This window comes from Spirulina sp. LEGE 11439, assembly GCF_059821285.1.
This window is the reverse complement of sequence record NZ_JCAMRX010000024.1, coordinates 20,361-45,517: the sequence shown is the minus strand read 5'-3', so window position 1 is coordinate 45,517 and position 25,157 is coordinate 20,361. Positions and strand designations below refer to the sequence as shown.

At 44.4% G+C, this 25,157-nt stretch carries 20 protein-coding genes; 14 read left to right on the top strand and 6 right to left on the bottom strand.

Translation table 11 applies throughout. The features are described 5' to 3' along the window. Positions 1-9: 9 nt before the first annotated feature. Both AC6RV6_RS16410 and AC6RV6_RS16405 read right to left on the bottom strand, forming a co-directional pair. Positions 10-2,217: a glycoside hydrolase family 57 protein gene (locus tag AC6RV6_RS16410; protein ID WP_500241951.1), complete on the bottom strand. Its 2,208-nt coding sequence runs from the start codon at positions 2,215-2,217 to the stop codon at positions 10-12. A 132-nt stretch (positions 2,218-2,349) separates the two neighbouring features. Further along, positions 2,350-2,589, bottom strand: a complete 240-nt coding sequence (locus AC6RV6_RS16405; RefSeq protein WP_500241992.1) for a NifU family protein — start codon at positions 2,587-2,589, stop codon at positions 2,350-2,352. Between the two features lie 218 nt (positions 2,590-2,807). Here AC6RV6_RS16405 and AC6RV6_RS16400 point away from each other — a divergent pair, with 218 nt between their 5' ends. Genes AC6RV6_RS16400 through AC6RV6_RS16390 form a run of 3 tightly spaced genes read left to right on the top strand, consistent with a single transcriptional unit; the run spans position 2,808 to position 5,734 of the window. Further along, positions 2,808-3,671, top strand: a complete 864-nt coding sequence (locus AC6RV6_RS16400) for a UbiA prenyltransferase family protein (protein WP_500241950.1) — start codon at positions 2,808-2,810, stop codon at positions 3,669-3,671. A 12-nt stretch (positions 3,672-3,683) separates the two neighbouring features. Further along, a complete protein-coding gene (locus AC6RV6_RS16395) occupies positions 3,684-5,006 on the top strand; it encodes an FAD-binding oxidoreductase (RefSeq protein WP_500241949.1) in 1,323 nt (440 codons plus the stop codon). Continuing rightward, positions 5,003-5,734, top strand: coding sequence for an SDR family oxidoreductase (locus AC6RV6_RS16390; RefSeq protein WP_500241948.1), 732 nt, complete (start codon positions 5,003-5,005; stop codon positions 5,732-5,734). The genes AC6RV6_RS16395 and AC6RV6_RS16390 overlap by 4 nt, the downstream gene beginning before the upstream one ends. A gap of 310 nt (positions 5,735-6,044) precedes the next feature. On the opposite strand, the gene AC6RV6_RS16385 is transcribed toward AC6RV6_RS16390, so the two are convergent. Further along, positions 6,045-7,481, bottom strand: a complete 1,437-nt coding sequence (locus tag AC6RV6_RS16385) for an AAA-like domain-containing protein (protein WP_500241946.1) — start codon at positions 7,479-7,481, stop codon at positions 6,045-6,047. 309 nt (positions 7,482-7,790) lie between these two features. Between AC6RV6_RS16385 and AC6RV6_RS16380 the strand changes: the two genes are divergently transcribed. Continuing rightward, positions 7,791-8,450, top strand: coding sequence for a DUF938 domain-containing protein (locus tag AC6RV6_RS16380; RefSeq protein ID WP_500241945.1), 660 nt, complete (start codon positions 7,791-7,793; stop codon positions 8,448-8,450). A gap of 42 nt (positions 8,451-8,492) precedes the next feature. Here the strand turns inward: AC6RV6_RS16380 and AC6RV6_RS16375 are convergent, their stop codons facing one another. Together AC6RV6_RS16375 and AC6RV6_RS16370 are read right to left on the bottom strand one after the other, a co-directional pair. Beyond that, a complete protein-coding gene (locus tag AC6RV6_RS16375) occupies positions 8,493-10,307 on the bottom strand; it encodes a peptidoglycan D,D-transpeptidase FtsI family protein (RefSeq protein ID WP_500241944.1) in 1,815 nt (604 codons plus the stop codon). 15 nt (positions 10,308-10,322) lie between these two features. Continuing rightward, the gene (locus AC6RV6_RS16370) at positions 10,323-10,889 is read right to left on the bottom strand and encodes a hypothetical protein (protein WP_500241943.1); all 567 of its coding nucleotides are present in this window, start codon (positions 10,887-10,889) and stop codon (positions 10,323-10,325) included. 225 nt (positions 10,890-11,114) lie between these two features. Between AC6RV6_RS16370 and AC6RV6_RS16365 the strand changes: the two genes are divergently transcribed. The 6 genes from AC6RV6_RS16365 to AC6RV6_RS16340 all read left to right on the top strand — a co-directional run bounded on the left by AC6RV6_RS16365 (position 11,115) and on the right by AC6RV6_RS16340 (position 16,569). Then, positions 11,115-11,792 (top strand): glutathione S-transferase family protein, encoded by a 678-nt coding sequence (locus tag AC6RV6_RS16365; RefSeq protein WP_500241991.1) that lies wholly within the window; start codon positions 11,115-11,117, stop codon positions 11,790-11,792. Between the two features lie 10 nt (positions 11,793-11,802). Next, entirely contained in the window at positions 11,803-12,105 is a 303-nt protein-coding gene (locus tag AC6RV6_RS16360) for a hypothetical protein (RefSeq protein WP_500241942.1), read from the top strand. Between the two features lie 41 nt (positions 12,106-12,146). Then, positions 12,147-12,326 carry a hypothetical protein gene (locus AC6RV6_RS16355; RefSeq protein ID WP_500241941.1) on the top strand — a complete coding sequence of 60 codons (180 nt, stop codon included), beginning with the start codon at positions 12,147-12,149 and terminating at the stop codon, positions 12,324-12,326. Between the two features lie 10 nt (positions 12,327-12,336). Further along, on the top strand, positions 12,337-13,254 hold the full coding sequence (locus tag AC6RV6_RS16350) for an alpha/beta fold hydrolase (protein ID WP_500241940.1): 918 nt from the start codon (positions 12,337-12,339) through the stop codon (positions 13,252-13,254). A 137-nt stretch (positions 13,255-13,391) separates the two neighbouring features. After that, positions 13,392-14,882: an Asp-tRNA(Asn)/Glu-tRNA(Gln) amidotransferase subunit GatB gene (gatB, locus tag AC6RV6_RS16345; protein ID WP_500241939.1), complete on the top strand. Its 1,491-nt coding sequence runs from the start codon at positions 13,392-13,394 to the stop codon at positions 14,880-14,882. A gap of 499 nt (positions 14,883-15,381) precedes the next feature. Beyond that, on the top strand, positions 15,382-16,569 hold the full coding sequence (locus tag AC6RV6_RS16340; protein WP_500241938.1) for an RNA-guided endonuclease InsQ/TnpB family protein: 1,188 nt from the start codon (positions 15,382-15,384) through the stop codon (positions 16,567-16,569). Positions 16,570-16,587: 18 nt separating this feature from the next. On the opposite strand, the gene AC6RV6_RS16335 is transcribed toward AC6RV6_RS16340, so the two are convergent. Next, the gene (locus AC6RV6_RS16335; RefSeq protein WP_500241937.1) at positions 16,588-16,731 is read right to left on the bottom strand and encodes a hypothetical protein; all 144 of its coding nucleotides are present in this window, start codon (positions 16,729-16,731) and stop codon (positions 16,588-16,590) included. Positions 16,732-16,782: 51 nt separating this feature from the next. On the opposite strand from AC6RV6_RS16335, the gene AC6RV6_RS16330 reads away from it, so the two are divergent. From AC6RV6_RS16330 to AC6RV6_RS16315, 4 genes are all read left to right on the top strand, one after another. Continuing rightward, complete coding sequence (locus tag AC6RV6_RS16330) at positions 16,783-18,630, top strand: DUF4114 domain-containing protein (protein WP_500241936.1); 1,848 nt, start codon at positions 16,783-16,785, stop codon at positions 18,628-18,630. A gap of 338 nt (positions 18,631-18,968) precedes the next feature. After that, positions 18,969-20,003, top strand: a complete 1,035-nt coding sequence (locus tag AC6RV6_RS16325; RefSeq protein ID WP_500241935.1) for a hypothetical protein — start codon at positions 18,969-18,971, stop codon at positions 20,001-20,003. After that, positions 20,000-23,554 carry a hypothetical protein gene (locus tag AC6RV6_RS16320; protein WP_500241934.1) on the top strand — a complete coding sequence of 1,185 codons (3,555 nt, stop codon included), beginning with the start codon at positions 20,000-20,002 and terminating at the stop codon, positions 23,552-23,554. Before AC6RV6_RS16325 ends, AC6RV6_RS16320 begins: the two co-directional genes overlap by 4 nt. After that, on the top strand, positions 23,547-25,154 hold the full coding sequence (locus tag AC6RV6_RS16315; protein WP_500241933.1) for a right-handed parallel beta-helix repeat-containing protein: 1,608 nt from the start codon (positions 23,547-23,549) through the stop codon (positions 25,152-25,154). Before AC6RV6_RS16320 ends, AC6RV6_RS16315 begins: the two co-directional genes overlap by 8 nt. Positions 25,155-25,157 lie beyond the last annotated feature (3 nt).

The window sequence follows — 25,157 nt, the reverse complement described above, 5'->3', positions numbered from 1 at the left end:
CTTTTAAAATTAAGGCGAATTCACACTAATCAAGCGATCTTCGGGTAGGTGTCCGTAAAATTTGCCGCCATCTGTTAAAACCCCCACCATGCGTAAGGGATAATCGGGATGAATATCGAGATCGCGCCAAGGAATTGCCAATTCCAAACATTGATTTAAGGCCATATAAGCGGTACACTTGCGCCTCTGCCATTGGTTATATTCTCCGGCTTCATCCAACCAAATTTCCCGCGATCGCAAGTTAACCCCGAGATGATGGTGAAATCCATAATTTAACGGGTTAATATCTGGCAATTCCGGTAACGGTGCCGGGTTGTTGCACATCAAGATACCGGGATAAAACCAGAGTAAATGTAACTCAGAGGGTAATTCTTTAAAAACATCGAGTCCCGCTTTAAAATCCAAGCGCAGATAAAAATTCAGGTGATCCAAACCGTAAAATAAACGCTGAACCTTGCTGCTTTGGTGCATGGTTCCCCTTGCCCCCCCGACTTCTACCAGTCCGGCTTTATCCCAATCTTGTTCGTCTCCAAACCCATCAATAAAAGGATGAATAAAGCTACTGGGGACGCGATCGCCGTGAATGTCGTGGCGTTCTACTTCCTCTTTTAAAGGTTCGGGAATGGGTTCTCCCAAGGCGGTATATAACTCCATTAAATGTTCCCGAAACAGGCGATCGAACATGGCATCTTGGTTGGAAGAATGTCCCTCCCCAAACCACCAAAACCAATCGGATCCCTCGGCAGCATATAACGCTTCCCATGCTTTCGGGTTCTTCTCCTCCGTTGCTTCTGGGTGCTTGTCTAGGGTTTTCCTTGCCTCGTAAAGTAAATCCCAAGCGCGATTTTTCACCGGATCTCCGATCCAAGTGGTAAAACTGCCATCAACCCAAGAGCCGCTATGGAGCTTTTCTAAGGGGATGGTTTGCGTGGGGGGGAATTTGGTCAAAAATTCTGAAACCGTGACTAATTCGAGATTTTTATCGCGGTTGAGGTGTTGATAGAGACAGTCGAGGAAGGGTAAGCCATCTTGCTGATAAAATTCCCAACAGTTTTCCCCATCTAAAGCGATCGTGACTAACCAAGGTTCATGGGAGTCGGAGTCGCGAGAGTTGGCGATCGCTTGCAAATGTCCGATTAAATCCTTCGCGGCTGCTTGAGGGGACATAGCACCATAAGTAAACCCGATCAAATCCGATAAGCGGTGATCTCGAAATGCGATCGCCACATCTCCATAAGGGGTTTCCAAACGATAGGGACGATATAAGACTTCGGGATCGTATAAATTTCCTCTCTCATCTCGATGGAAAAAGCGATCGAGACTCCATCCCAAGACGGCCTCGTCGGAACAAATCCACTTAAATCCCTCTTTGGCAATGTAAGGTAAAATCGCTGGACTGACCGACTGTTCCGACGGCCACAAGCCTCGCGGATTTCTCACAAATCGCTCTCGATACATCTCTTTCGCTTTACGGAGATGCCGAGGGATATCTTCAGGCCATTGAAAGCGATTTTTCGGTAAGGCCATATTCGGCACCGCCACCCGTCCCGCATGAGTATCGGCGAGGAGGGGTAAAATGGGGTGGGTGTAGGGAGTCGTCGTCACCTCCAACTGTCCGGCTTCCTGCATTTCTCGATGCTTGGGAATAATATTGCCAAGAATTTCCCGTTGTTTGCGATAAATTCCTTGCCGATCTTCTAACGTAAAATCTTTCCCTTTTCGCAACCATCCAGCAATTTGCGGATCGTCCCAAAACAAGGGATCGATCCAAGCTAAATTATGCCATGCCAACAGATCCCCATAATCCTGTGCTTGCCAATGTTCCCAACACCAAGTTGTCCCTTTTTCCCTGCGTTGATGATAGAGTTGCGCGTAACGAGGATGAGGATCGATGAGGGTGTGATGATTACCATCAAAGAAATGATCGATAATAAAGTGTTTTTGCTCTCGATTGAGTTGCGTTTCGGCAGTTAAAGCGACGGCGAGATAGGGATCGATCGCTTTTCCGGCAATGTAATCTTCAATCTGTAAAATCAGAGAAGGAACGAGATTAACCGTTTGATGAAGCTGGGGATACCTTTCGAGAATAAGAATTAGATCTAAATAATCTTTTGTTCCGTGTAACCTAACCCACGGGAGATGATAATCTCCATCTGTAGATTTGTAGAGAGGTTGGTGTTGATGCCAGATAAATGCAACGTAGAGGGGATGAGACACGATCGCAAAGAGGGAGTGCAGTAAAGATGACCGAAGTATAATTCAGATCGGTTTTTAAATATAACCCGATTTTTCGGTTTTAAATCTGTATTTTTCCTTTGCGATCGCTAACATTTCCCGAAAGAATTGGGTTTATATAATTTGTTCGACTTCTACGACTTCGGGAATTTTTTCCCGCAAGCGACGTTCGATCCCCATTTTGAGTGTCATTGTTGAACTGGGACAAGAACCACAGGCACCTTGCAGGCGCAGTTTGACGATCGGCCCGTCAATATCGACCAATTCAACATTGCCGCCATCTGCCATCAGATAAGGGCGCATCTCGTCGAGAACAGTCTCAACGTTTTCATCGGTTAATGCTAGGGTTGACATAGTTTGTTTCTTTCGCATTGCAACAACTTCTTTTATCCTAGCGCTAGAATCCCTCAATCGGGGAAGAGAATTCCGGCGATCGCTGCGCTAATTTTTTCAAGAAGATAAAAGAGCGATTTTTATCTATCTCTGGGTATATTTTTTTAAAGCAGAGTTCCGACAAGAGAACAAAACAATACCGGGAATTATCTCGGGAGTTCTAGTTTATGCTTCTAACAATGCGACAGATTTTCAAATTAATCCGAGTTCATCAATGGGTCAAGAACTTTTTTATTTTTAGTCCAGCTTTTTTCGGAGGAAAATTTTTCGATTCTTGGGTATTGGCCAATCTTGCGATCGCTTTTGTCTCTTTTTCTCTGATGGCGAGTTGCGTTTATGTCATTAATGATTATATCGATATTGCTCAAGATCGACTTCATCCTAAGAAGTGCAAACGTCCCCTCGCATCTGGTGCAATTAGCAAACCGCAAGCTCGTATGATTGTGCTGGTTTTATTTGTCTCAGCATTAGGGTTGGGGTGGATTTTACCTCCTTTTGCTTTGGCGACAATACTGGGATATTTTGGCATGAATATTCTCTACAGTTTCAAGTTAAAACATATTGCGATTATTGATATTTCGATTATTGCGATCGGTTTTTTGTTGCGTGTTGCTTTGGGGGGAATTGTTGCCGGAGTACCGATCTCGCATTGGTTAATTATGCTCACGTTTCTCTTGGCTTTATTCCTTGGTTTAGCAAAACGTCGCGATGAATATTTAATTTATTTAGAAGGCAGTAATACTCGTAAATCTATTGAAGGATATAACTTACAGTTTATTGATGTTTCGATGATGCTTGCTTCATCAGTAACTGTGGTAACCTATATTATGTATGCAGTATCGGAAGAGGTTGTCGCACGCATTGGTAATGAAAATGTTTATTTAACCACAATTTTTCCCATTTTAGGGATTATGCGGTACTTACAACAAACTCTAGTCTTTACAAAAACAGGCTCGCCAACTAGAATTCTGTTAAACGATCGCTTTCTACAATTAATTATTTTAATGTGGTTGATTTCCTTTGGTACATTGCTCTATATTTAAAAGGATAGAAAAATGAAAACACTTAAAAAAATTAAAAATTGGGGGAATTATCCTCGCCTTCACGCTCGTTTCACCGAGCTTGAATTTATTAATGAAATTGCTGATTTTATCGATCGCCAAAATAATGTGACCATTCGCGGAAATGGCAGGGCTTACGGAGATGCTTCTTTGGGCAATAATATTTTTTCTACCCTTAAACTTGATAAGTTTTTAGAGTTAGATGAAACCCGAGGGATTATTACTTGTCAAGCAGGGGTTATTTTTGCCGATATTCTCAAATTAATCGTTCCGAAGGGTTTCTTTCTTCCTGTGACTCCCGGGACTCAATTTATTACCGTAGGTGGTGCGATCGCGGCGGATGTGCATGGAAAAAATCACCATAGCGAAGGTTGTTTTTCACGCCATTTAATTTCTTTTACATTAATTAGCGATCGCGGCAATCTTATCTCTTGCTCTCCCTCGGAAAATCCTGATTTATTCTGGGCAACTGTTGGGGGAATGGGACTCACGGGATTGATTTATAGTGCCAAGTTTTCTCTCAAGCGCATTGAAACGGCTTATATTCGTCAAGAGACAATTAAAGCGAGAAATTTAACTGAAGTCATGGACTTATTTGAAAGTTCTCAAGATTGGACTTATACCGTTGCGTGGTTAGATTGTCTCTCTCGAGGGGAAAAACAAGGGCGATCGCTACTTTTACGAGGAGAACACGCAACCCTTGACGAACTCCCTAACTCTCTACAAAAACAGCCTTTAAATTTGCCCAAAAAACGCAAACTTAATATTCCTTTTACTTTTCCTAGCTTTGTTTTAAATGGACTGAGCGTACAAGCATTTAATACTTTATACTATTACAAGCAATGGCAAAAACAAAGTGTTGATATTATCGATTACGACAGTTATTTTTACCCCCTCGATGGGATCGAAAACTGGAATCGAATTTATGGCGATCGCGGCTTCCTACAATATCAATTCGTTCTTCCTAAAGCCAAAAGTAAAACTGGATTAGCAGAAATCTTAAATCAAATTAGTGCCAGTAAAAAAGGTTCGTTTCTCACCGTGTTAAAATTATTTGGCCGAGCCGATCCCGATGCTTGTCTGTCCTTTCCAATGGAAGGCTATACTTTAGCATTGGATTTTAAACTACAACCGGGAATCTTTGAATTTCTCAATGAACTGGATAAAATTGTTTTAGAATGCGGCGGACGCTTATATTTAGTGAAAGATGCTCGCATGAAAAGCGAAACTTTAAACTATTATCCGCACCTAGCACAATTTAAAGAAAAAATCAATCGCAAATTTACCTCACATCTCGCCGATCGCATTGGATTATGAACAGAGTTTTAATTTTAGGCGCAAAATCGGACATCGCCAAAGCGATCGCCGCTCGTTTCGCCCAAGCTGGATATGATTTGGATTTAGCAGCACGAAACAGCACGCTTTTAGAGCCACTGGCTAAAGATTTAACGATTCGTTACAATCGAAATGTTGAAGCCTTAGAATTTGATGCTTTGGACTTTAATTCCCATCAAGACTTTTACGAAAAACTCCCAGAAAAACCGGCGATTGCGATTTGCGTCTTTGGTTATTTAGGGAATCAAAAAAACGCCCAAAAAGACTTTACTGAAGCCGAGAAAATAATTCAGACAAATTATACTGGAGCCGTCTCTATTTTAAATATTATTGCCAATGATTTCGAGGAGCGCCAAGAAGGGACGATCGCGGGAATTTCCTCTGTTGCTGGCGATCGCGGCCGGCAAAGCAACTACTTTTATGGTAGCGCCAAAGCTGCTTTTACAGCTTATTTAAGCGGGTTGAGAAATCGTTTAGTTAAATCCGGCGTGAATGTACTGACCGTAAAACCCGGTTATGTCGCCACCAAAATGACCGCAGAAATGGAACTCTCCAAATCGTTAACGGCTTCCCCCGAACAAGTTGCCGAGGCTATTTTTCAAGCCATTGACAAAAACCAAAATGTGTTATATACCCTTTGGATGTGGCAATATATCATGTTAATTATTCGCAGTATTCCCGAATTTATTTTTAAGAAACTTAACTTATAGTTGTTTTTTCTGCTCAATCTCAAAAAATGGGTAAAAAAAGCTGTAGAAACATTGGGGGAACGCCTCTACAGAGATCGGGGTGTGTGCAAATAGTTTGCATTGCTATATTTCTAGAATAAGAATTTTCTCAGACATCTTCAATCTATAAAATTCATATAAAAATCACAGAAATCTAATATATTTTTGGGATCTGGCATTAATATTTCCTAGAGCAATACAGGCGATCCGATAAAAAGTCCGCGATCGCTGCAGATCGCGGACTCAATAAAAAATAATCGGCAAAAAAGTGCAACCCAAATCTATTTCTCTGTCAACCAACTACAGCCTGTTCTTTGTAGAAATACCGTCGATATAGCTCGCAACTCAGCATTGCAGTATCCCCTTCTATCTTAATTAAACCCATACTATGTAATTTATAGGATGCGATCGGTTCTAATGCCACGGGTTTATCTGCATTCACCAAGTGTTGGAATGCTGTGGCTAATTCCGTTTCTTGTTGTAAATTGGCTAAATGACGCTGGAGATGATGAGCATAAATACCTGTAGGTGTTGCTGCTGTTTTCAATAATTGAGCTAAAGTTAACTTATCTTGATGAAGATGATAAAGAGCAATTTGGACGAGTCCGGGGTGTCCTCCCACTAAAGCCATCAATTGAGCCGCCTCTGTTTCCCTCAGCCAATCTAGTCCGTAGCGCCGAGCTAACTCTTGAACTTGCCCCAGTGTAAAAGAATTTAATTGGATGGGTAATCCCACATTAAAAGGGGATTGAGTCAGATGTAAAGGAACGTAAATTTCTGTCGAATGAACGACAATAATGCGAAGATTTTCCCAGATGCGAACTTTTTTTGCTTCTTCAAACCATGCTCGCAACAATGGTAAAAAATCTCGAGCCACTTGAGGATGCTCGAAAATCCGATTGACTTCATCAAATGCCAAAACTAACGGAGTCTTGATGCGATCGAGAATATAATCTTCCATATAGAGCATACAACTGACAGAAGCACCAATATCCTCATCCCAATAGTCAGCCAATTTGGATTCGAGATCGAGTTGACGGCTAATATTGGCACAAATCCAGCGTAAAAAGAGCTTGAAATCGCTTAGAGTTCCGCGATCGGTTTGCTGTAAGTTCAAATTTACCGTGCGATAGTTTTGCTCTTTGGCATAGTTCAAAACCCTGAGCAATAATGATGTTTTCCCCATTTCTTGAGGGGCTTTAATCCGCACGAGAGCGCCCGGTTTGGTAATTTGTTCGCAAACCTGCGTTTCAATCTTGGGACGTTCGATATAGTAATGAGAATAGATAGGAAGTGCTCCACTTGGATAGGACGGCGACTCTTCCAAGGTCGCTGTTTTGTCCGTTTCGAAAGGAAAAGGACTGGTTTTTTCTAAGAAAGGTGTTGCAGGAATTAGCTCGGTTTGTTGGGGAGGTAAATCTTTTTCGAGTTCTGTCGTGATGTAATTTTCTAACATCGCCCGACAATTTTTCTTGGTTATGCGTTTGCCAAGTAGTTCGGATAATCGCTTACACAATCCCGGAGCAACGACATTACTAATATATCCCTTACTATAGTCTTCTTGTTGAGCAATTTCAGTATAGGTTTGGTATTGCCAGATGCCCCGCAAAAGTAATATTTCTGTTGCATTGAGACAACGAATTTGGGAGGCAATCAACTTGCAATTGAGAATCTCAATGAGCGAATCGAGGTTCATAGCAATTTTGGAGAAATTTAAAGGTAAGTTCATAATTTTCTCATCTAGAGGGTTGTCTAGAGCTTGGGGATTTCGTGAATTACATCCCTAACATTTGATTTTTTAATAAAAATCCCATCATAAACTCATATTAATTTTATCTAGATTAAAAGATCTTATGCAGGACTCAGTATGAAAAATATTAACAAAAGATTAGCTATCTTTCAATAAATCTCATAATTTTATGGATTTACCGGCAATTTTTCCATAAATTCAGGCTTATTCTCGTTTATTACCTAAGATAAGGGAACAGATCAATTTGTGAAATCGTTTTACACTTCGTAATCTTTAAGAGAGATAACAATGAACGTGAATTCTCGGCAACGACAATATGCAGCCGCAACTCTTCGCAACCGCGAGCCGATCTTGGCGGTATTAGAGGAGGTTTTGCCGCCTCGAGGAACGGTCTTAGAAATCGCAAGCGGAACAGGAGAACATAGTATTTATTTTGCCCCGCGCTTGCAGCCGAGACAATGGTGGCCGAGCGAACCCAACTCGGTATTGCGCGAGAGTATTGAGGCATGGCGATCGCATTCCCCGAGGGACAATCTCTATCCTCCCCTCGACCTCAAGGCCGGCGATCGCGTCTGGCCAATGGAAACCGGTATGCTCCCTGAAGGAATGACAACCGAGGAATTCAACGCGAATCCTATCAAAGCGATCGTTAATATCAATATGATTCATATTTCCCCTTGGGCGGCGTGTTTGGGGTTAATGGCTGGGGCTGGGCGCATTCTCCCACCCGAGGGCATTCTGTACCTTTACGGTCCCTACAAGCGAGATGGACAACATACCGCCCCCAGCAATCAAGAATTCGATCGCTTTTTACGCTCATCCGATCCCGAATGGGGAGTCCGAGATCTCGAAGCCGTTATTACCGCCGCCGAGGCCGAAAACTTAACTTTCCTCAAAATCGTCGAAATGCCCGCCAATAATCTATCGGTTATTTTCCAACGGAATTGATAACTGATAACTGATAACTGATAACTGATAACTGATAACTGGTCACTGAGAAGGGGGAATGCCTTCGATCGCGATCGCCGCATCAATGGCCGAGCGAACGATAGGGGCTGCCACCGTCGTCCCGTAAATATCCTTGCCCTTGGGTTCATCGAGAACCGCTAAAACCACGAGGCGAGGGTCGTTGACCGGAAAAGAAGCCACAAAACTGACAATTTTAATATCTTCGTAATATCCTCCCGATGGGCTGGCTTTTTGTGCTGTTCCCGATTTTCCGGCAACGGAATAACCGCGAATATTCATATTTGCCCCCGATAGTTTAGTTGAAGCCGCCATTTTTTCCAAGACAATGCGACTCGTCTGTTCTGAAAAAACCGTTTTCAGGGAACGGGGGTCGGGATAAGAAATCGGCCGGCCTTGAGAGTCTACCCAAGCGCGAATGAGATGAGGTCTGACTAACTTGCCCCCATTGGCGATCGCGGCGTGGAGTTGTGCCAGTTTCAGAGGTGTTAAGGAAAATCCCTGTCCAAATGCCGTGGTTGCGGCTTCCACTGGAGAAGCCAAGAATTTCTTTAAATCCTTCAATTGTCCGGCACCTTCCCCCGGCAATTCGATCCCGGCTCTTTGGGTAATGCCCAAATTCATTAGGGCTTCGTGATATTGCTTCACCTTCAGACGCTGAACCAGATCCACCATTCCCGTATTGCTCGAGTGCTGGAGAACTCGAATCAGATCGAGACTGCCCCTTGCTCCCACGGCATCGTAGTCGTGATTTTTAATTTCCCAATGTTCGATTTTGAGTTTGCCGCGATCGTTAAAAATGCTATTGGCTTGAATCACTCCTGCTTCCAACGCGATCGCCACATTAATCGGTTTAAACGTAGAACCGGGTTCATAGAGATCCGTAACCGCCCAACTTTTAAATAAACCGACCGGGTATTGAGAATATTGATTGGGATCGAAAGTCGGCTCGCACACTAAAGCCAGCAATGAGCCGTCCCGCACGTCCATAATGATAATCGTGCCGCGTTTGGCTTGATATTTGGCCAAACTCTCCTTGAGCAGCGATCGCGCCACCCGTTGCAAGCGCATATCGAGGGTCAATTGCAATTGTTTATCTTCAAAATCGATAAATCCTTCCGACATGGGATCGGGAACTAATGCACCATTCCCGGCTCGGCGCAGTCTGAGGGTGCGAATTTTGGGCTCGAGTAAATCTTGTTGGGTGTATTCTAAGCCGGCTTGTCCTTGATGATCGACATCGACATAGCCCACGACTTCTGCCACCAGTTCTTGTTGAGGGTAAAGGCGAGAATATTGACGAATTAACTCTAATCCATCGAGTTTCAGCGCCGTAATTTTGTTGGCGGTATCTTCGGGTAACGTCTGAGCGAGGCGCAGTCCGCTTTTATGCTGGGCAAATTTTTCCAAGAGGTTACGGCGATCGCGATCGAGGAGAGAGGCTAATTTATCCGCCACTTCCACCTGAGATACCTTAAATTGACTGGGGTGGGCATAAAGCGCGTAAACGAGGCGATCGCTGGCCAAAACGTGACCGTTGCGATCGACGATCGCTCGCCTGGGAACGTAAGGGCGCATATAAACTTGCTGCTGTTGTTGCGCCTTGTCCGCCAAGCGATCGGCTCCGATCGCTTGCAAGCGATACAAATTTAATCCCAAGCCTCCCATCCCGAGCAACAAAATTCCCCAAACTAACAACAGTCGAGCATTGCCCAATTTTACTCGCGCGGAACGATTCCCACGCAAAGGCTTGCGGGTTTTGGGGGTTGTGGCTGTTGCTGAAGCATCAACCGAAGACTTGTTTCTCGGACGCAAGGGCGTAACTTTGGAATCAGTCATTTCAATGAACAATTATCAATAGCCCAAAGGCGCATTGAGAGAAGTCGGATGCAAAGAACGCGAAGGTTTTGTCGATGCTTGTACGGCCTTGGGTTCAATGGGAGAAGGTTCAAGAAAAATCGTGTTACTGGGACTGGGAGGCTGCAAGCCACTGCGATCGGCTTCGACACCCAAATGATTGTCGATTTGAGCGCGAGCCATACTTAATTCTTGCAGTTGTCGCTGTAAGGATTGGCGTTTTTGATAGGCGCTACTCCACTCTTGTTGAATTCCCACCATTGAGGAATACACAATTAAAACGGCTACGACTAAACAAAAGGTAATCATGGAAGAGCCGTGTTTGAGCGCAACCAAGCAGCGCAACCAAAAGGGAATTCCGCGCGATCGCTCCGGGAACGGCGTGAGAGGACGGGGTTGCTGGGGAAGAGCAACAACATTCCCTCGATTGGCGGTAGGATGAGGGACAACATTCCCAACGTTTGGGGAAGGGCGCGAATATCGACGGGGACGAGAAGCGACAGGCTTGCGAGTTGGCGATTTTAGACGACGCTCGGGGGAAAAAGAGCGAGCAGAAGCAATCATAAACTATCTCCTTGGGTTACAAATCTTAAAGTAAATCTATCTCCGAAAAGAACGAGAAATCGCCATTATCCTAACATTGCTAGTTAAGGTTGGGGATTCCCCCTCAAACGGGGGAGGGGGTGACGGGTTGAGGAGGGAGGGTAACGCTCTCTTTCCCGTCACCTCCTTGATAAAATTCGGAGACTCTCTGGGATGACCGCTTTTCTAATACCTTTACATATTATTATGCTACTCCTCCAATTTAGTACGTCTCACTACTGTCGCAAGGCACGATTGGCACTGGGCTATAAAAATATTGCCTATCAGGTTGAGAATTTGACTCCGGGGCTGCACGTCTTAAAACTCAAGCCATTAACAGGTTTAAGCACAGTTCCCGTGTTGCTACCTCAGAAAGTTGGCGAGCCTGAAGCGATCGCGGATTCAACGGCAATTTTTCAATATTTAGAAAAAATTTGTCCCGAACCCGCTTTCTATCCAACAGACTCAACTTTAAAACAGCAAGTAGAATTACTGGAAGATTGGTTGGATGAGAGTATCGGCACGGCAACTCGTTTTGTTTATTATGACTATAGGGCGGGAGAAGGACAAGCGATCGATCCCTCTTTATTTTCTCGTCTGTTGATCGATGTCGTTCGCCGTCAATATGGAATCTCGCCTGCGGCAGTGAAGTTAGCGCGATCGCGCTTAAAATTAGCGATGCAGGTATTATCTTCTTGGCAGCACCGTCCGACTCTCGTGGGCGATACCTTCAGTATTGCCGATCTGGCGGCGGCGGCTTTGCTCAGTCCCTTGGCTTTGCTCCCCGAGTATCGAGAAACTTATCCTTGGATTTTCTCTCGCATTCGCGAAATTCACGATCGCTGTAACGAGGCCCCTCCACCGGGACTTTTCAATGAACAATAAACAATGAACAATGAATAAATTATTCAGTTTGGGGTTTGGGGTTGGTGTTGTTTTACTGGTGGGAATGCGGGAAAGTTTGGCTTTACCGCCTCCGGATGATATACCCGAGGAAGTGTTACGAAATGAGATTATTGTAGAAGCGCGATCGCCGATTGACGGAGAATTGCTGACGGCGGCAGAATATGCCGAACTCGAAGAAATGCTCTCTCAACCCCAAGCCTTTGTCGATCTGGATCCGACTCTCGAACAACTTGTTTTTTTACTTCGCCTTCGCAAAATGATTAATACCCTCATTCCTTTTGCCAACTTTTAAAATGTAACTGATAACTGATAACTGATAACTGATAACTGAAAATGGGTAGACAATCCAAACGCAAACAAATTAAACGAGAAATGGCTTCAAAACCTAAAGCCTCTGAAGTGAATTCTAATCCCGACCAATTTATTCGCCAAGTCGAACAACAGGGATATCGATTTGAAAATATCGATCGCTCTCCCGATATTCCGGCGGATAAAATCGATCCTCAAGTTTGAATAATTAACCATGAAAAACTGGTGGGATGATACTTTTCCCGAAGGAAAACAAATGCTAACCATTACTGATGCAAATGGGACATCAGTAAAAATTGCTTATGGGGAAAAAGGAACGGGAAAACCTATAATTTTAGTACATGGAATTGCCAGTTGGAGCTATAGCTGGAGACATGCGATCGCACCACTTTCAGAACATTTTCGTGTTTTTTGTATTGATGCCAAAGGACACGGTTTTTCTGACAAACCTTTACAAACCAACAAAATTGGCTATCAAATTAGCGAACTTCAGCGTATTATTGAAACCTTATGCGGCGAACCGGCTACAATTATTGCTCAATCTTTAGGGGCATTAATCAGTTTAGCGCTAGTACAGCAAAAACCAGAACTTTGCGATCGCCTCGTTTTGATCAATATGCCGATTTTTATCGATGCTTTACCCACATGGTGGATGCACCTTTTGGGTCATTTTCCCTTAGATTTTGTAAACTTTGTGGATCGATCGCGTTTGCTGAAAAAAGCGGCACCGCTAGCGAGAGGATTAACGGGATATTTTCGGCGAGAAGTGGTTGCCGATCCCGCTTTAATCAACCCTGAAGATGTTTACTGGATTACGTATCCTTATATTGAAATGGAAGGCGCGATCGCTAGATATGCTGAAGATATTCAACTTTCTATCAAAGTGATTCGAGGTATTTCTTCTGATTCCTCCAATCTTATTCGCAGGATACAAGAAAACTTAACCAATACTCATACTCCCTGTCTCGTGCTTTGGGGCGATCGCGATCGCTGGTTTCCCAATACTCACGGCGAAAAACTCTCTCAATGTTTGCCCAATTCTCAATTTAAACTCTTACAAAATTGCGGACACGATGCCTCGGGAAGTTGCCCCGAACAAGTCAATACAGCACTATTAGAATTTCTTTTATAACTTTCTCCGATTACCGATAGCAATTCTCAATGAATTGTGAAAAAAGAGTCAGATTTTTAATGGCAATCAAACTGCTTCAATGGGATTGTTTTTTATTATAATTAAAATGATACTAGATATATTCGCGAATCCAGAATATGAGTGCAGCAACCGCAACCAAAACTGACTATGAAGCCGTTATCGGACTGGAAACCCACTGTCAGCTAAACACCAAAACTAAAATTTTCAGTCCCGTTTCCACAGAATTTGGCGCACCGCCAAACACCCATATTTCCCCCATTTGCCTCGGCTATCCGGGGGTTCTTCCCGTCCTCAATGAAAAAGTTCTCGAATCTGCCGTTAAAACCGGACTCGCCCTCAATTGCCAAATTGCTCCTTATAGTAAATTCGATCGCAAGCAGTATTTCTATCCCGATCTGCCCAAAAATTACCAAATTTCCCAATATGACCTCCCCATTGCCGAACACGGTCGCTTAGAAATTGAAATTGTAGAAAAATCCACCGATGAACCTACCCGTAAAACCATTGGTATCACGCGCTTACACATGGAAGAAGATGCGGGAAAATTAGTTCACGCAGGGAGCGATCGCCTTTCGGGTTCCACCCATTCCCTCGTAGACTTTAACCGTGCAGGTGTTCCCCTCCTTGAAATTGTCTCGGAACCCGATATTCGTTCCGGGGTAGAAGCCGCCGAATACGGTCAAGAATTGCGCCGCATCGTCCGCTATCTCGGCATTAGCGACGGCAATATGCAGGAAGGTTCCCTGCGCTGTGATGTTAATATTTCCATTCGTCCCGTCGGACAAAAAGAATTCGGCACCAAAGTCGAAATCAAAAACATGAACTCTTTTAGTGCCATCCAAAAAGCGATCGATTATGAAATCGATCGCCAGATTAAAGCGATCGAAACTGGGGAGAAAATTCGTCAAGAAACCCGCCTTTGGGAAGAAGGCAGCCAACGAACCATTAGTATGCGGAGTAAGGAAGGCTCCAGCGACTATCGCTATTTCCCAGAACCCGATCTTCCTCCTATTGAAGTCTCCCACGCACAATTGGAAAAATGGCAAGCAGAATTGCCGGAACTTCCCGCCCAAAAACGCCGTCGCTACGAGATGGAACTGGGATTATCCGCCTATGATGCCCGAGTTCTCACCGACGATCGCGCTGTCGGCCAATATTTTGAAGCGGCGATCGCCAATGGTGCAAACCCCAAACAAGTTGCCAACTGGGTCATGGGAGATATTGCTGCTTATCTCAATAGCGAGAAACTCAGCATTGATGCAATTGCCCTACAACCGCAGATATTAGCAGAACTGGTGGAACTCATTGAAAAAGGCACCATTAGCGGCAAAATTGCCAAGGAAATTCTCCCAGAACTCCTGACAAAACCTATTAATTCTCTCGCCGCTTTTGTTGAAAGTAAAGGCATGACCGCAATTTCCGACACAGGAGAACTGGAAAAAATGATCGAGGAAATTCTGGCAGAAAATCCCGATAAGGTCGAACAATTCCGTAATGGCAAAAAGAAACTCCAAGGCTTTTTCGTCGGCCAACTTATGAAGAAAACAAGCGGACGCGCCGATCCAAAACTGGCGAATCAACTGTTAGGGAAGAAATTGAACGGTTAGCTCTATTTTGTCAACCGCTAAAATTCGGAAGTCTTCATCAAAACTTCATCAATTATACGGAAAACTTCACCGAAACAATATAGCCGATGGGCTTAACCCCTCACCCCGAACTGCTATAGTGTCCATAGTAGATGCACCCTGATGACAGGGAGAAGTCACCCGAGTGACTTCTCCCTTTTTCTTTGTATAGGTGAGAATGATTTTACAGTTCGATAATAGATTCTCGACAAATGAATTATAGAAGACAAGTAAGCGATCGCAGTAAAATCGAGTGTATCCTTTGCCCTTACTCGAAACTACCGTCTTTTATAGATCCCTCGCACAAAACCCACCAGCGAAGCATCCTTTAGGGGTGGGACGGCGCTTTTAAAGGGCGGAAATAGTTCCGCCCACAGCACCTCATGTAGTGCGGCACCCTTTAGGGTGCGTCAATCCGAAAAAGCATTGACAAAAAAGACAAAATTTGTCAAAATCAAATATCTGAAAGATTAGTAGAATAATGCTCGTTCTCGAAGTTAAACTCAAAGGAAAATCTGAACAATATCAAGTGCTAGATGAAGCCATCAGAACGGCTAATTTTGTTCGTAACAAAGCGCTGCGATATTGGATAGATCATCGAGGAGCAAAGCAATTCGACTTAAACAAATATTGTTCTGTTTTAGCTAAAGAGTATGAATGGGCAAAAAAGCTCAACTCAATGGCGAGACAAGCCAGTGCAGAACGAGCATGGTTTGCTATCTCTCGATTTTTTGAAAACTGTAAAAACCCAAACATTAAGAAAAAAGGCTACCCTAAATTCAAAAAGTTAGGTCATTCTGTTGAGTATAAAACCTCTGGTTGGAAACTTTCAGAAGATCGTAAAAAGCTGACCTTGACTGATGGTTTTAAAGCCGGCCAATTTAAACTCATTGGGACTCGCGATCTAAACTTCCACGACCAAAAACAAATCAAACGAGTTCGTATTGTTAGACGTGCCGATGGTTACTATGCTCAATTTGTCATCAAAGTTGATCGAAAAGAACAACATGAACTCACAGGTAAATCTTTGGGGATTGATGTTGGGTTAGAGTCTTTCTACACGGATAGCGAAGGAAATCAAGTTAAAAATCCACGTTATTTAAGGAAGTCAGAAAAAGCGTTAAAACGCGCTCAGAAACAGGTTAGTCGCAAGAAGAAAGGGAGTAAAAATCGACGCAAAGCTATTAACAAATTAGCCAAAAAGCACCTTAAAGTTCACAGGCAACGTAAAGACTTTGCTGTTAAGACAGCAAGGGCGTTAGTCCAGTCTAGCGATCTGGTAGCCTACGAGGATTTAAAGGTGCGAAACCTTGTTAAAAATCACTGTCTGGCGAAATCAATTAGTGATGCGTCGTGGCGAATGTTCCTCGAATGGGTCGAATATTTTGGGACAATTTTTGGCGTAGAAGTCAGGTCAGTTCAGCCTCATTTCACGAGCCAAGATTGTTCTCAATGTGGACACCGCCAAAAGAAAAGCCTCAGTCAAAGAACCCATCAATGTGCTAAATGTGGCATGAAACTACATCGAGACCACAATGCCGCACTGAACATCTTGTTAAAGGCTTTAGGGATTGAATCAAATACCGACGGGCGGTCGGGAATCAACGCCTCTGAACAGAACGACCTCTGCTTAATAAGTGAAAACTTGTTGAGTAAGTTGGCTGGTTGAAGGAGGAATCCCACCTTTTTAGCGAAGCGGAAAGGTGGGAGCGTCAACCCTTGATAAAATTGGAGAGAGAAAATATACTGTCTGCATTCGCGATCGCCACTCAAAGGAAAAGCGATCGTTCCTGCCGTCTCCCAGATCGGCGATCGGCAAAATAGAAAACAACTAAAAATCTCTCTAAACATTACTGTTAGAAATTATTCCTCTATTTATCCTATGGCTACTCGAATTTTTTCCCAACAATCTACCAGTATTTTTGATAGTCTTTCGATTGAAGTCGATTCTCAAACTACACCAACTTTTGCCGATATTGATGGTGATAATTTACAAGATGCGATCGTTGGCGTTGCAGATGGAACAATTAAGTTTTTTAAAAATACCGGTTCGAGTACTTCCGCAACATTAACAGAACAAACCGGAACCAGTAATCCATTTGATGGGATTGATGTTGGCGATGTCAGCCATCCCAATCTAGCAGATATTGATGGCGATGGAGATTTAGATTTATTCATTGGAGATTCCAACGGGAATATATTTTTCTACGAAAATACAGGTACTTCCACAACACCAACTTTCTCAACGACAGCGACAAGCTCTACTAGTGGTGGAACCGTATTTAATATTTCCGCCGTAGGTCAATATGCTACCCAAAATTTTGTCGATATTGATGGAGATGGCGATCTAGACGCATTTATCGGTCAGTACGATACACTGGTTTACTATGAAAATCAAGGAACTTCTACCGCCGCAAATTTTGTCCAACAAACAGGAACAAGCAATCCTTTAAACGCAGTTTCTACCTCATTTGCTAGTGCAGCAGACCGGCGACTCGATCCAGCCTTTCTCGATTTTGATTCAGATGGGGACTTAGACGCATTTATCGGTCAAGGAGACGGACAGATTTTATATTATGAAAATCAAGGAACCTCGACAAGTGCAACCTTTGTTCAGCAAACCGGAACAAATAATCCTTTTAATACTTATAATACATCTTCTGCCGTAAGCTCTGGCTTTCGCGAAGTCCCTACCCCAACTTTTGTTGATATTGACGGGGATAGCAATTCCGAAGCCTTCATCGGCTCGCGTATCGCGAAAACTGATAATGGAGCAGCCGGAATCATCTATTTTGAGAATTCGATCGCAGACGATCCCGATACGGGATCGCCAACAACAACAAGTGAATTTTTAAGATTTGAAAATGAGACTTTCATTGTCGGTTCTCAAGGCGGTAATAATTTAAAACTAACCCTCACGGGAGACAGTGCCTTAAGCATTACAGACATTAATATTAACTTTTTATCAGGCGGCGGGACTGATTCGCAAATTTTCTCTATTCTCCCCTCGAGCTTTCGACCGACAGGATTTGATATCAGTCTTCAAAGTTCAATTTTTGAGAGCGTGAGCGCCAACCAAACCTTTATTATTGAACTGAAAAGTCTCGACGGAGGAACTGTAGGAACGCAAATTTCTGCGACGGAAATCTCAACGGGTAAATTTTCAATCAGCTTTTCCAATGGAATAACTTTAGATATCGAACAAACCAGCAATGGCGTGCCAATCGGGGTAGGAAGCCAACAAAAACAAGGACAAGAATTAATTGATTTGCAAACAATTGGTGGTGAGACGCAAGGTATTTTTACTGTTTATCGAGAAGCTCGTTTTAATAATGTTGTTGGCTTCTATAAGATTGATGATACCAGTGGAACAGTAGGCGGCTTTTCTCCAGGAGATTCTGGTTATGCTAAAGCCGCCATTGAAAATCGCGTTACCGATATTAGTCTCGCAACTGGCAATAACTCAACCACATCCTTTAACGGGACTTTAGAAGGTGGCTCGCTTTATGCACCTTTTCTGATTGCTAATGGAACAATTGATGACTTCCTCGACTTTAATTCTGATAATGCAGCAGCCGGTAGCGTTGTCTCTTACTTTGCTTATACTGGAGCTAATCCCGATGGAACCGATCACGTTCGCTTGTTAGGAAATAATACCTTTGGTTTTGAGGATTTATCAGGGGGTGGAGATCTTGACTATAATGATATTATCTTTCAAGTGAATTTTTAGTTGGAATATATACCGACACTTCTATGTTACTTCTTGTTTCTTGTGAGAGTCTTAAGGTTTTCATATTAAGCGATCGCTTTGCTTTTGACTTATTTCTCGACAGGCTAGCAGAATAGATTCACAGTGTAGAGAAAATTGGCAATTTTTAACGAAAATGACTTTTTCTCTGGTCAACGGTTGCCACCAGCACTTTTTTTGATTATGATCCGATTGGAGTTTCTCCAGAGAAAAAACAGTGTTATCTCAATAAAATATTTTCAGGGTGCATTAGTACTAAGAAATAAAGGCGTGCATGATAATTGACCAAACGATAGAGCCAATTGAAGGACAACAACACAATGGATTTGCCGAGGCTAGCATTTAGAGGCAAATTAAAAAGATTATGCGCGATCGCACCTCTTTGCTCCCATCTCTTATTCTCTCGAAAACACAAGAAAAAAAGGAATTTACACCTTTGCATTCTTACACTTTTACTGAGTATTTTCTTTGTTAATGGCGATCGCATTTCCGCTCAAGAGATCGTTAATCAAGGATATGGTGCCGGAGGAAATTTAAGTGGAACAGTGACCTCCAACTCTACTTCTTTCTTCGTTGAAGAAACCAGTCTTGAATTGATCAAAACCGCCGATCGCGCTGCCGCAGAACCCGGAGATACAGTCGTTTATCGCCTCTCTCTCAACAACACGGGAACTACAACAGCAACCGATGTGGTGATTAGCGATAATTTACCCCTCGGCTTAAATTTTCTTTCGGAATCAGTACAAGCGGCAATTTTTGAAAATGGCAGCAGTACTTCTGTCAGTTTGTCGGGAGTCTCTAACGATAATCGCACCCTTTTCTTTACCTATCCCAGTCTCGCCTCGGGACAAACCCTGAATATCGTTTATGCTGCCCTCGTGACTCCTGATGCCGTGAGAGGGGACGGACGCAATACTGCTCAAGAAACTCGCAGCAATTTGGCAAGTTTTTTGGTAAGAATTCGCGACGGAATTTTGTCTGATTGCGGCACGATTATCGGGCGCGTTTTTGTGGATAAAAACTTTGACGGAGAGCAGCAAACCGGGGAACCCGGTGTTCCCAATGCAGTTATTTTTATGGATGATGGCAACCGCATTACAACGGATGCAAACGGGCTATTTTCCTTGGCCAATGTAGTTTCTGGGAATCGTAGCGGAACTTTAGATTTAAGCAGTTTACCGGGCTATACCCTTGCACCCAATCTTTATTTTATCGAACGCAATAGTCAATCTCGCCTCGTCCGTTTAGCACCGGGTGGATTGGTACGCATGAATTTTGCCGTCACGCCAGCCTCGGGAACAGTCACCAGTCACCAGTCACCAGTCACCAGTTGGAGAGGAGGAGAAGAAGAATGATAAGAGGAAAACTTTGTTCAATGAGTTTGGTTTCTTTGGTATTTTTGGGTGTGAGTGGGAGTTTGCCCGAAAAGGTTGTCAGTCAGGATATGGAATTTATATCTCAGTTGCAGCCCGGGGATAGTCTCGATCGCTTATTGGAAAATGTTCCTAACGAAAAACTCGCTCCCGATGAAGTTCGCATTCTCTCCCCTTTACCCGGTGAAATGCGAGAGAATTTAACTCACTTGATTTTGCAATATCACGCTGAGAGTGAAGTGACGATTCGCATTAACGGCCAACCCCTCGATCGCAATATCCCAACCACTCTCGAACGAGATGACAGTCAAAATTTAGCGATTCAGATTTGGTATAACATTCCTCTCAAAGCTGGAGAAAATGCGATCGCGGTTTCTGTCAATAATGCCGATCCGACTATCGTGCGCTTGAATGTCGATCGCCCTCAATTGGCGACAGAAGGCAATGCGGTAATTTCCCTTAGACCCGTGGGAGATCCTCGTATTCCTGCTGATGGACGTTCGACGCTTGTTTTTGAAGGCAATATTACTGATGAAAATGGCGAGCCTTTAACCGAAGAGACTTTAGTGACATTGACCGCCAGTGCAGGAGAATTCATCGATAGCGATCGCGACCCCGATCGCCCCGGTTTCCAAGTTTTAGCGAGAAACGGGACTTTTCGAGCCAGACTGCGATCGGATATTCAAGCGCAAAAAGTCCAAATTCGCGCAGCGATAGATATTAATCATCAGTCACCAGTCACCAGTCACCAGTCACCAGTCACCAGTCACCAGTTAACAGGAAATAGCGAACAGGAGACAGTGCTTGAGGCTTTTACTCAGGTGGAGTTTGTGACGCATTTGCGCCCTTCTTTGGTATCGGGGGTATTGGATCTAAGAATTGGCAATAGCGGCACGGATTTTTGGGGATCCCGGCGGGATTTTCTCGCGCCTTATACGATTGATGAAGGCGTGAAAGTGGATGTAGATGCGGCATTTTTCGCCATCGGTGCCGTAGGGGAATGGTTGGTGACGGCGGCATATAATAGCGATCGCCCCCTCAATCAAACCTGTGACGGCATTACTCGCCTCTTTCGCGGTCCGCAAATGTGCGAACAACATTATCCCGTTTATGGGGATAGTTCCACGGTAGATTATCTCACCCCGTCAATTGATAGCGTTTATGTGCGCTTAGAACGGACTTCTCCTACCATTGGTGCAGAACCCGATTATTTCATGTGGGGAGATTACACCAGTAACGAATTCAATCGCCCTTCTCAAGAATTCGCCGCCCAAACGCGCCAACTCCACGGCTTTAAAAGCAATATCAGCGTCGGAGATTTACAAATTAGCGCCCTCTATAGCCCCGATGTCGAAGGCTTTCAACGAGATACTATCGCCCCTGATGGGACTAGCGGTTATTATTTTCTCTCCCATCGCCTGCTGGTGGAAGGAAGCGAAAGCATTATCATTGAAAGCGAAGAAGTGAACCGCCCGGGCAGGATTCTCGAAACCCAACGCCTCAGTCGCGGCCAAGACTACGAAATCGACTACGATCGCGGTACGATCCTCTTTCGTCGCCCTATCCAAGCCCTTGATTTCGATCCCTACGGCAATACCATCGCCCGTAAAATTGTTGCGACATATCAATATGAAGGGGGTCGCGAAACCAATATTTTTGCCGGACGCGCCCAGTATAACTTCTCTCACGATTTTGAAACGCCCTCTTGGCTGGGGGTATCCTATTGGCAAGAAGACCAAGGCACGATTGACTACAAACTCTATAGCGCCGATTTTCTAGTCTCTCTGTCCCCTCACGCGGCAATTGTAGGGGAATATGCCTTCAGCGATCGCGACTCTTCCATTGATGCCGATGAAGCCGACTCCGCCTATCGCCTGCGTTTTACAGGCAATATTACCCCAGAAGTCCGCGCCGAAGCGCATTATCAATCCGTAGAAGAAAATTTTAACAACACGGCGACCTCTTCTTTTGTTCCGGGTCAAACCCGCTACGGTGCCTCGGTTTCCGCGCAAGTTGCCCCAGAAACCCTCTTAAGTCTCAGTTACGACTACGAAGAAAACTTCGGCTTTGCCCCAGAAGTTCGGACGACTCTGTTTGACCCGTTTAACCCAGAATTTGACCTTCTCAGTGCCAGAAGCGAAGACCCAGCCGGCGCTCGGGTCAACAACGACCTCACGGAAGTGCGAGCAGGAATTCAACAGCAATTCGGCAACGTGACTGCCAACTTGAGTTATGTCAATCGCACTCGCAGCGATCGCATTGAAAACACCCTCAATAGCAGCAGTTCCCAACTCGTCGCAGGAGTGCGAGTCCCCATTACCGAAACCCTTGCCTTTCGAGGACAAAATGAACTCAATTTAGGAGATAGCAGCGACCCACTTTATCCCAACCGCACAACTTTAGGCTTGGAATGGGAAATTAATCCCGGGACAAAATTACAATTTGCTCATCAGTTCTTCGACGGGGGACTCTTGGGGGATAATTCCATCACCAGCTTGAGTACGGTGATGGAACGCAAAATTGGGGAAGATACTACAATTACCAGCCGTTACAACCTCATTGGCGGTCAAAGCGGAATGCGAGGAGAAGAAGCGATCGGCCTGCACCATCGTTGGACTTTAGCCCCCGGTTTCCGCGTCGATGTTGGTTACGAACGCATTCTCTCTTCCATTGAAAGTCAAACCGCCTCGGGATTTCGTTTTTCTCAACCTTTCGCCGTCGGACAAAGCGGTTCATCCTTGAGTATATCGGGAGGGGAATCTTACACCGTTGGCTTTGAATATACCCTCAATCCCGATTTTCAGGCTTCGGCACGGGTGGAACATCGCGACAATACTCACGGTAGCAATACGGTCATTCGGGCTTCTGCGGTGGGAAAAATCTCTCCAGCTTTAACGGCTTTAGTGCGCTTTCATCAAGCCAGTGCAGCCAATCAGTTATTAGAAGATTTGGGACCGAGTACCCATCTTAAAGTCGGTCTGGCCTATCGAGATCCGGAAAATGACGCATTTAACGCCCTCTTGCGTTATGAATATCGTTACAATCCTTCCACGGTTCCCGATACGTTACTCTTTAGTAGCGGTACGGGATATCGGGATCACCTCTTTGGGGTGGAAGCGATTTATGCTCCCGATTGGCGCTGGGAATTTTACGGAAAATATGCCTTCCGCTATAGTTTGACAGAGTTAGCGGATAGCTTTAGCAGCGAGAGTTTTATTCATTTGGGGCAAATGCGAGTAACTTACCGTTTGGGCTATCAGTGGGATATTGCGACCGAGATGCGTTGGCTGGGGCAACCGTCGGCGAATTTTAGCGAATTGGGTTGGGTTGTCGATGTGGGTTACTATCTCACGCCAGATGTTCGTTTTGGCATCGGCTATGTTTTCGGCAATGTCGATGATGGAGACTTTAGCGGCTACCGTGCTAATAATGGAATCTTTTTTGGAGTGACCATGAAAGTGAACGAACTCTTCAACGGGTTTGGACGGCAAAGCGTGACTCCATTGCAACAGGAGGAGGCGTTAAATGAATAGGTTTTGGCGTTTGGCTTTTGGGTGGGTTTGGAGTTTTGGGGTTTTGGGTTGGGAAAATGGATTAGCAAACAATAAACAACCCACAATAAATAACAAACAATCCATTACCGTTAACAGTAATGCCGATCGCATGCAACCCGATGAGGAAATGACCCTCAGAGAAGCGATCGCTCTCAATAACGGCAGTCTATCTCATGAAGATTTATCTCCCCGAGAGCAAACTTTAGTGCAAACATTACCAGCCCTTTCTTTATTCGATCGCCCGCGCATTATCTTTAACTTACCGCCCGATCGCACCACCATTGAATTACAATCGCCTTTACCGGAAATTAGGCGATCGCTCGTCATCGACGGGACAACTCAATCGGGATATGTGCGAAATACTCCTATTCCTCAACCAATCGTTCGCATTACTCCAGCATCAGGGGTAGAAGTTATGCGCGGGTTGACGATAACCAGCGATCGCGTTACCATCCGAGGCTTGCATCTATACGGCTTTAACGCAGCTTCTACGGCAACAGAACGAACCCCTATCGCCGATATTTTCATCTCTCACCCTTCCCCTCGCATTGATACCGATCTGCCTCAATCTAACGATTGGGAATTTCCCTTGGAGAATCGCGATCGCGCCCCCAAAGATATTGTTATCGAAAACAACTGGCTGGGTTCAGTTATCGGTTATCAGTTATCAGTTATCAATGGAGCAGAAACAGCAACAAACAAATCTGCTTTTGGGATTTATGTTTTCAATAGCAACGGCACGAGTATTATTCGCAATCATATTGGAGACATGCAGGGGAGTGGCATTATTACCGGCATTCGTGCCAATAATTTGCTCGTCGAGAACAATATTATTGAGAATAACGGCTTTGCGGGGATACCTGACGGAATTCGCTTAGAAGGCGAAATTCATAACGGTATCATTGCGGGCAATCAAATTCAAAATAATGCGGGAAGCGGGATCTATGCGTTCAAACCAGAAGGCCGGATCGCGATCGAAGATAACCTGATTTCCAACAATGGCCGGCGGTTTCGTCGTGCGGCTATCTTTCTTATGGGTAGCGATCGCCTTGTGAGAAACAACCAAATTCGCAACCAACCCGGGGCGGGAATTGTCGTGGCTGCTTTTCCCAAAAGCGATCGCGTTTTTATCACCGACAATCAATTTACGAATGTCCGAGGTTTGAGCGTCGATTTAATTGCCCAACAGCGATCGGGAGTCCATGAATATCATAATGGCGATGGACTCAATCCTATGTTTAAAGAACATCATCGCCGCCGCCAAGTTGCCAATTATGCGATCGCTGCACCGAGTTTTGCCAGTCGCGAGTTTTTTCGCTTCCCTTCGGGAAAAGTCCATCTCTTGGGAACGGCAGAACCGGGATCGAGAGTAGATTTGTATCGCGTCTTGGAAAATCCAGAAGCAGCCAATCTTGCCGGACCTTTAAATGTTTTCATTACTTCTGCACCTGCCAATGAGGAAGGGGAATTTCACATTATTCTCTCTAATTTAAGACCGGGGGAACGCATCAGCGCGATCGCGACCCATCCCGACTACGGCACCTCAGAACCCGCCCTCAATGCCACCATTTTTCAATGAACA

Excerpts from the sequence above, each read along its gene's own strand:
- AC6RV6_RS16355 (WP_500241941.1), top strand. The coding sequence starts at position 12,147 with ATGGGTAGACAATCCAAACGCAAACAAATTAAACGAGAAATGGCTTCA.
- AC6RV6_RS16350 (WP_500241940.1), top strand. The coding sequence starts at position 12,337 with ATGAAAAACTGGTGGGATGATACTTTTCCCGAAGGAAAACAAATGCTA.
- AC6RV6_RS16370 (WP_500241943.1), bottom strand. The coding sequence starts at position 10,889 with ATGATTGCTTCTGCTCGCTCTTTTTCCCCCGAGCGTCGTCTAAAATCG.
- AC6RV6_RS16405 (WP_500241992.1), bottom strand. The coding sequence starts at position 2,589 with ATGTCAACCCTAGCATTAACCGATGAAAACGTTGAGACTGTTCTCGAC.
- AC6RV6_RS16330 (WP_500241936.1), top strand. The coding sequence starts at position 16,783 with ATGGCTACTCGAATTTTTTCCCAACAATCTACCAGTATTTTTGATAGT.
- AC6RV6_RS16340 (WP_500241938.1), top strand. The coding sequence starts at position 15,382 with ATGCTCGTTCTCGAAGTTAAACTCAAAGGAAAATCTGAACAATATCAA.
- AC6RV6_RS16365 (WP_500241991.1), top strand. The coding sequence starts at position 11,115 with ATGCTACTCCTCCAATTTAGTACGTCTCACTACTGTCGCAAGGCACGA.
- AC6RV6_RS16395 (WP_500241949.1), top strand. The coding sequence starts at position 3,684 with ATGAAAACACTTAAAAAAATTAAAAATTGGGGGAATTATCCTCGCCTT.
- AC6RV6_RS16375 (WP_500241944.1), bottom strand. The coding sequence starts at position 10,307 with ATGACTGATTCCAAAGTTACGCCCTTGCGTCCGAGAAACAAGTCTTCG.
- AC6RV6_RS16315 (WP_500241933.1), top strand. The coding sequence starts at position 23,547 with ATGAATAGGTTTTGGCGTTTGGCTTTTGGGTGGGTTTGGAGTTTTGGG.
- AC6RV6_RS16380 (WP_500241945.1), top strand. The coding sequence starts at position 7,791 with ATGAACGTGAATTCTCGGCAACGACAATATGCAGCCGCAACTCTTCGC.
- AC6RV6_RS16390 (WP_500241948.1), top strand. The coding sequence starts at position 5,003 with ATGAACAGAGTTTTAATTTTAGGCGCAAAATCGGACATCGCCAAAGCG.
- gatB (WP_500241939.1), top strand. The coding sequence starts at position 13,392 with ATGAGTGCAGCAACCGCAACCAAAACTGACTATGAAGCCGTTATCGGA.
- AC6RV6_RS16400 (WP_500241950.1), top strand. The coding sequence starts at position 2,808 with ATGCGACAGATTTTCAAATTAATCCGAGTTCATCAATGGGTCAAGAAC.
- AC6RV6_RS16325 (WP_500241935.1), top strand. The coding sequence starts at position 18,969 with ATGGATTTGCCGAGGCTAGCATTTAGAGGCAAATTAAAAAGATTATGC.
- AC6RV6_RS16385 (WP_500241946.1), bottom strand. The coding sequence starts at position 7,481 with ATGAACTTACCTTTAAATTTCTCCAAAATTGCTATGAACCTCGATTCG.
- AC6RV6_RS16320 (WP_500241934.1), top strand. The coding sequence starts at position 20,000 with ATGATAAGAGGAAAACTTTGTTCAATGAGTTTGGTTTCTTTGGTATTT.
- AC6RV6_RS16360 (WP_500241942.1), top strand. The coding sequence starts at position 11,803 with ATGAATAAATTATTCAGTTTGGGGTTTGGGGTTGGTGTTGTTTTACTG.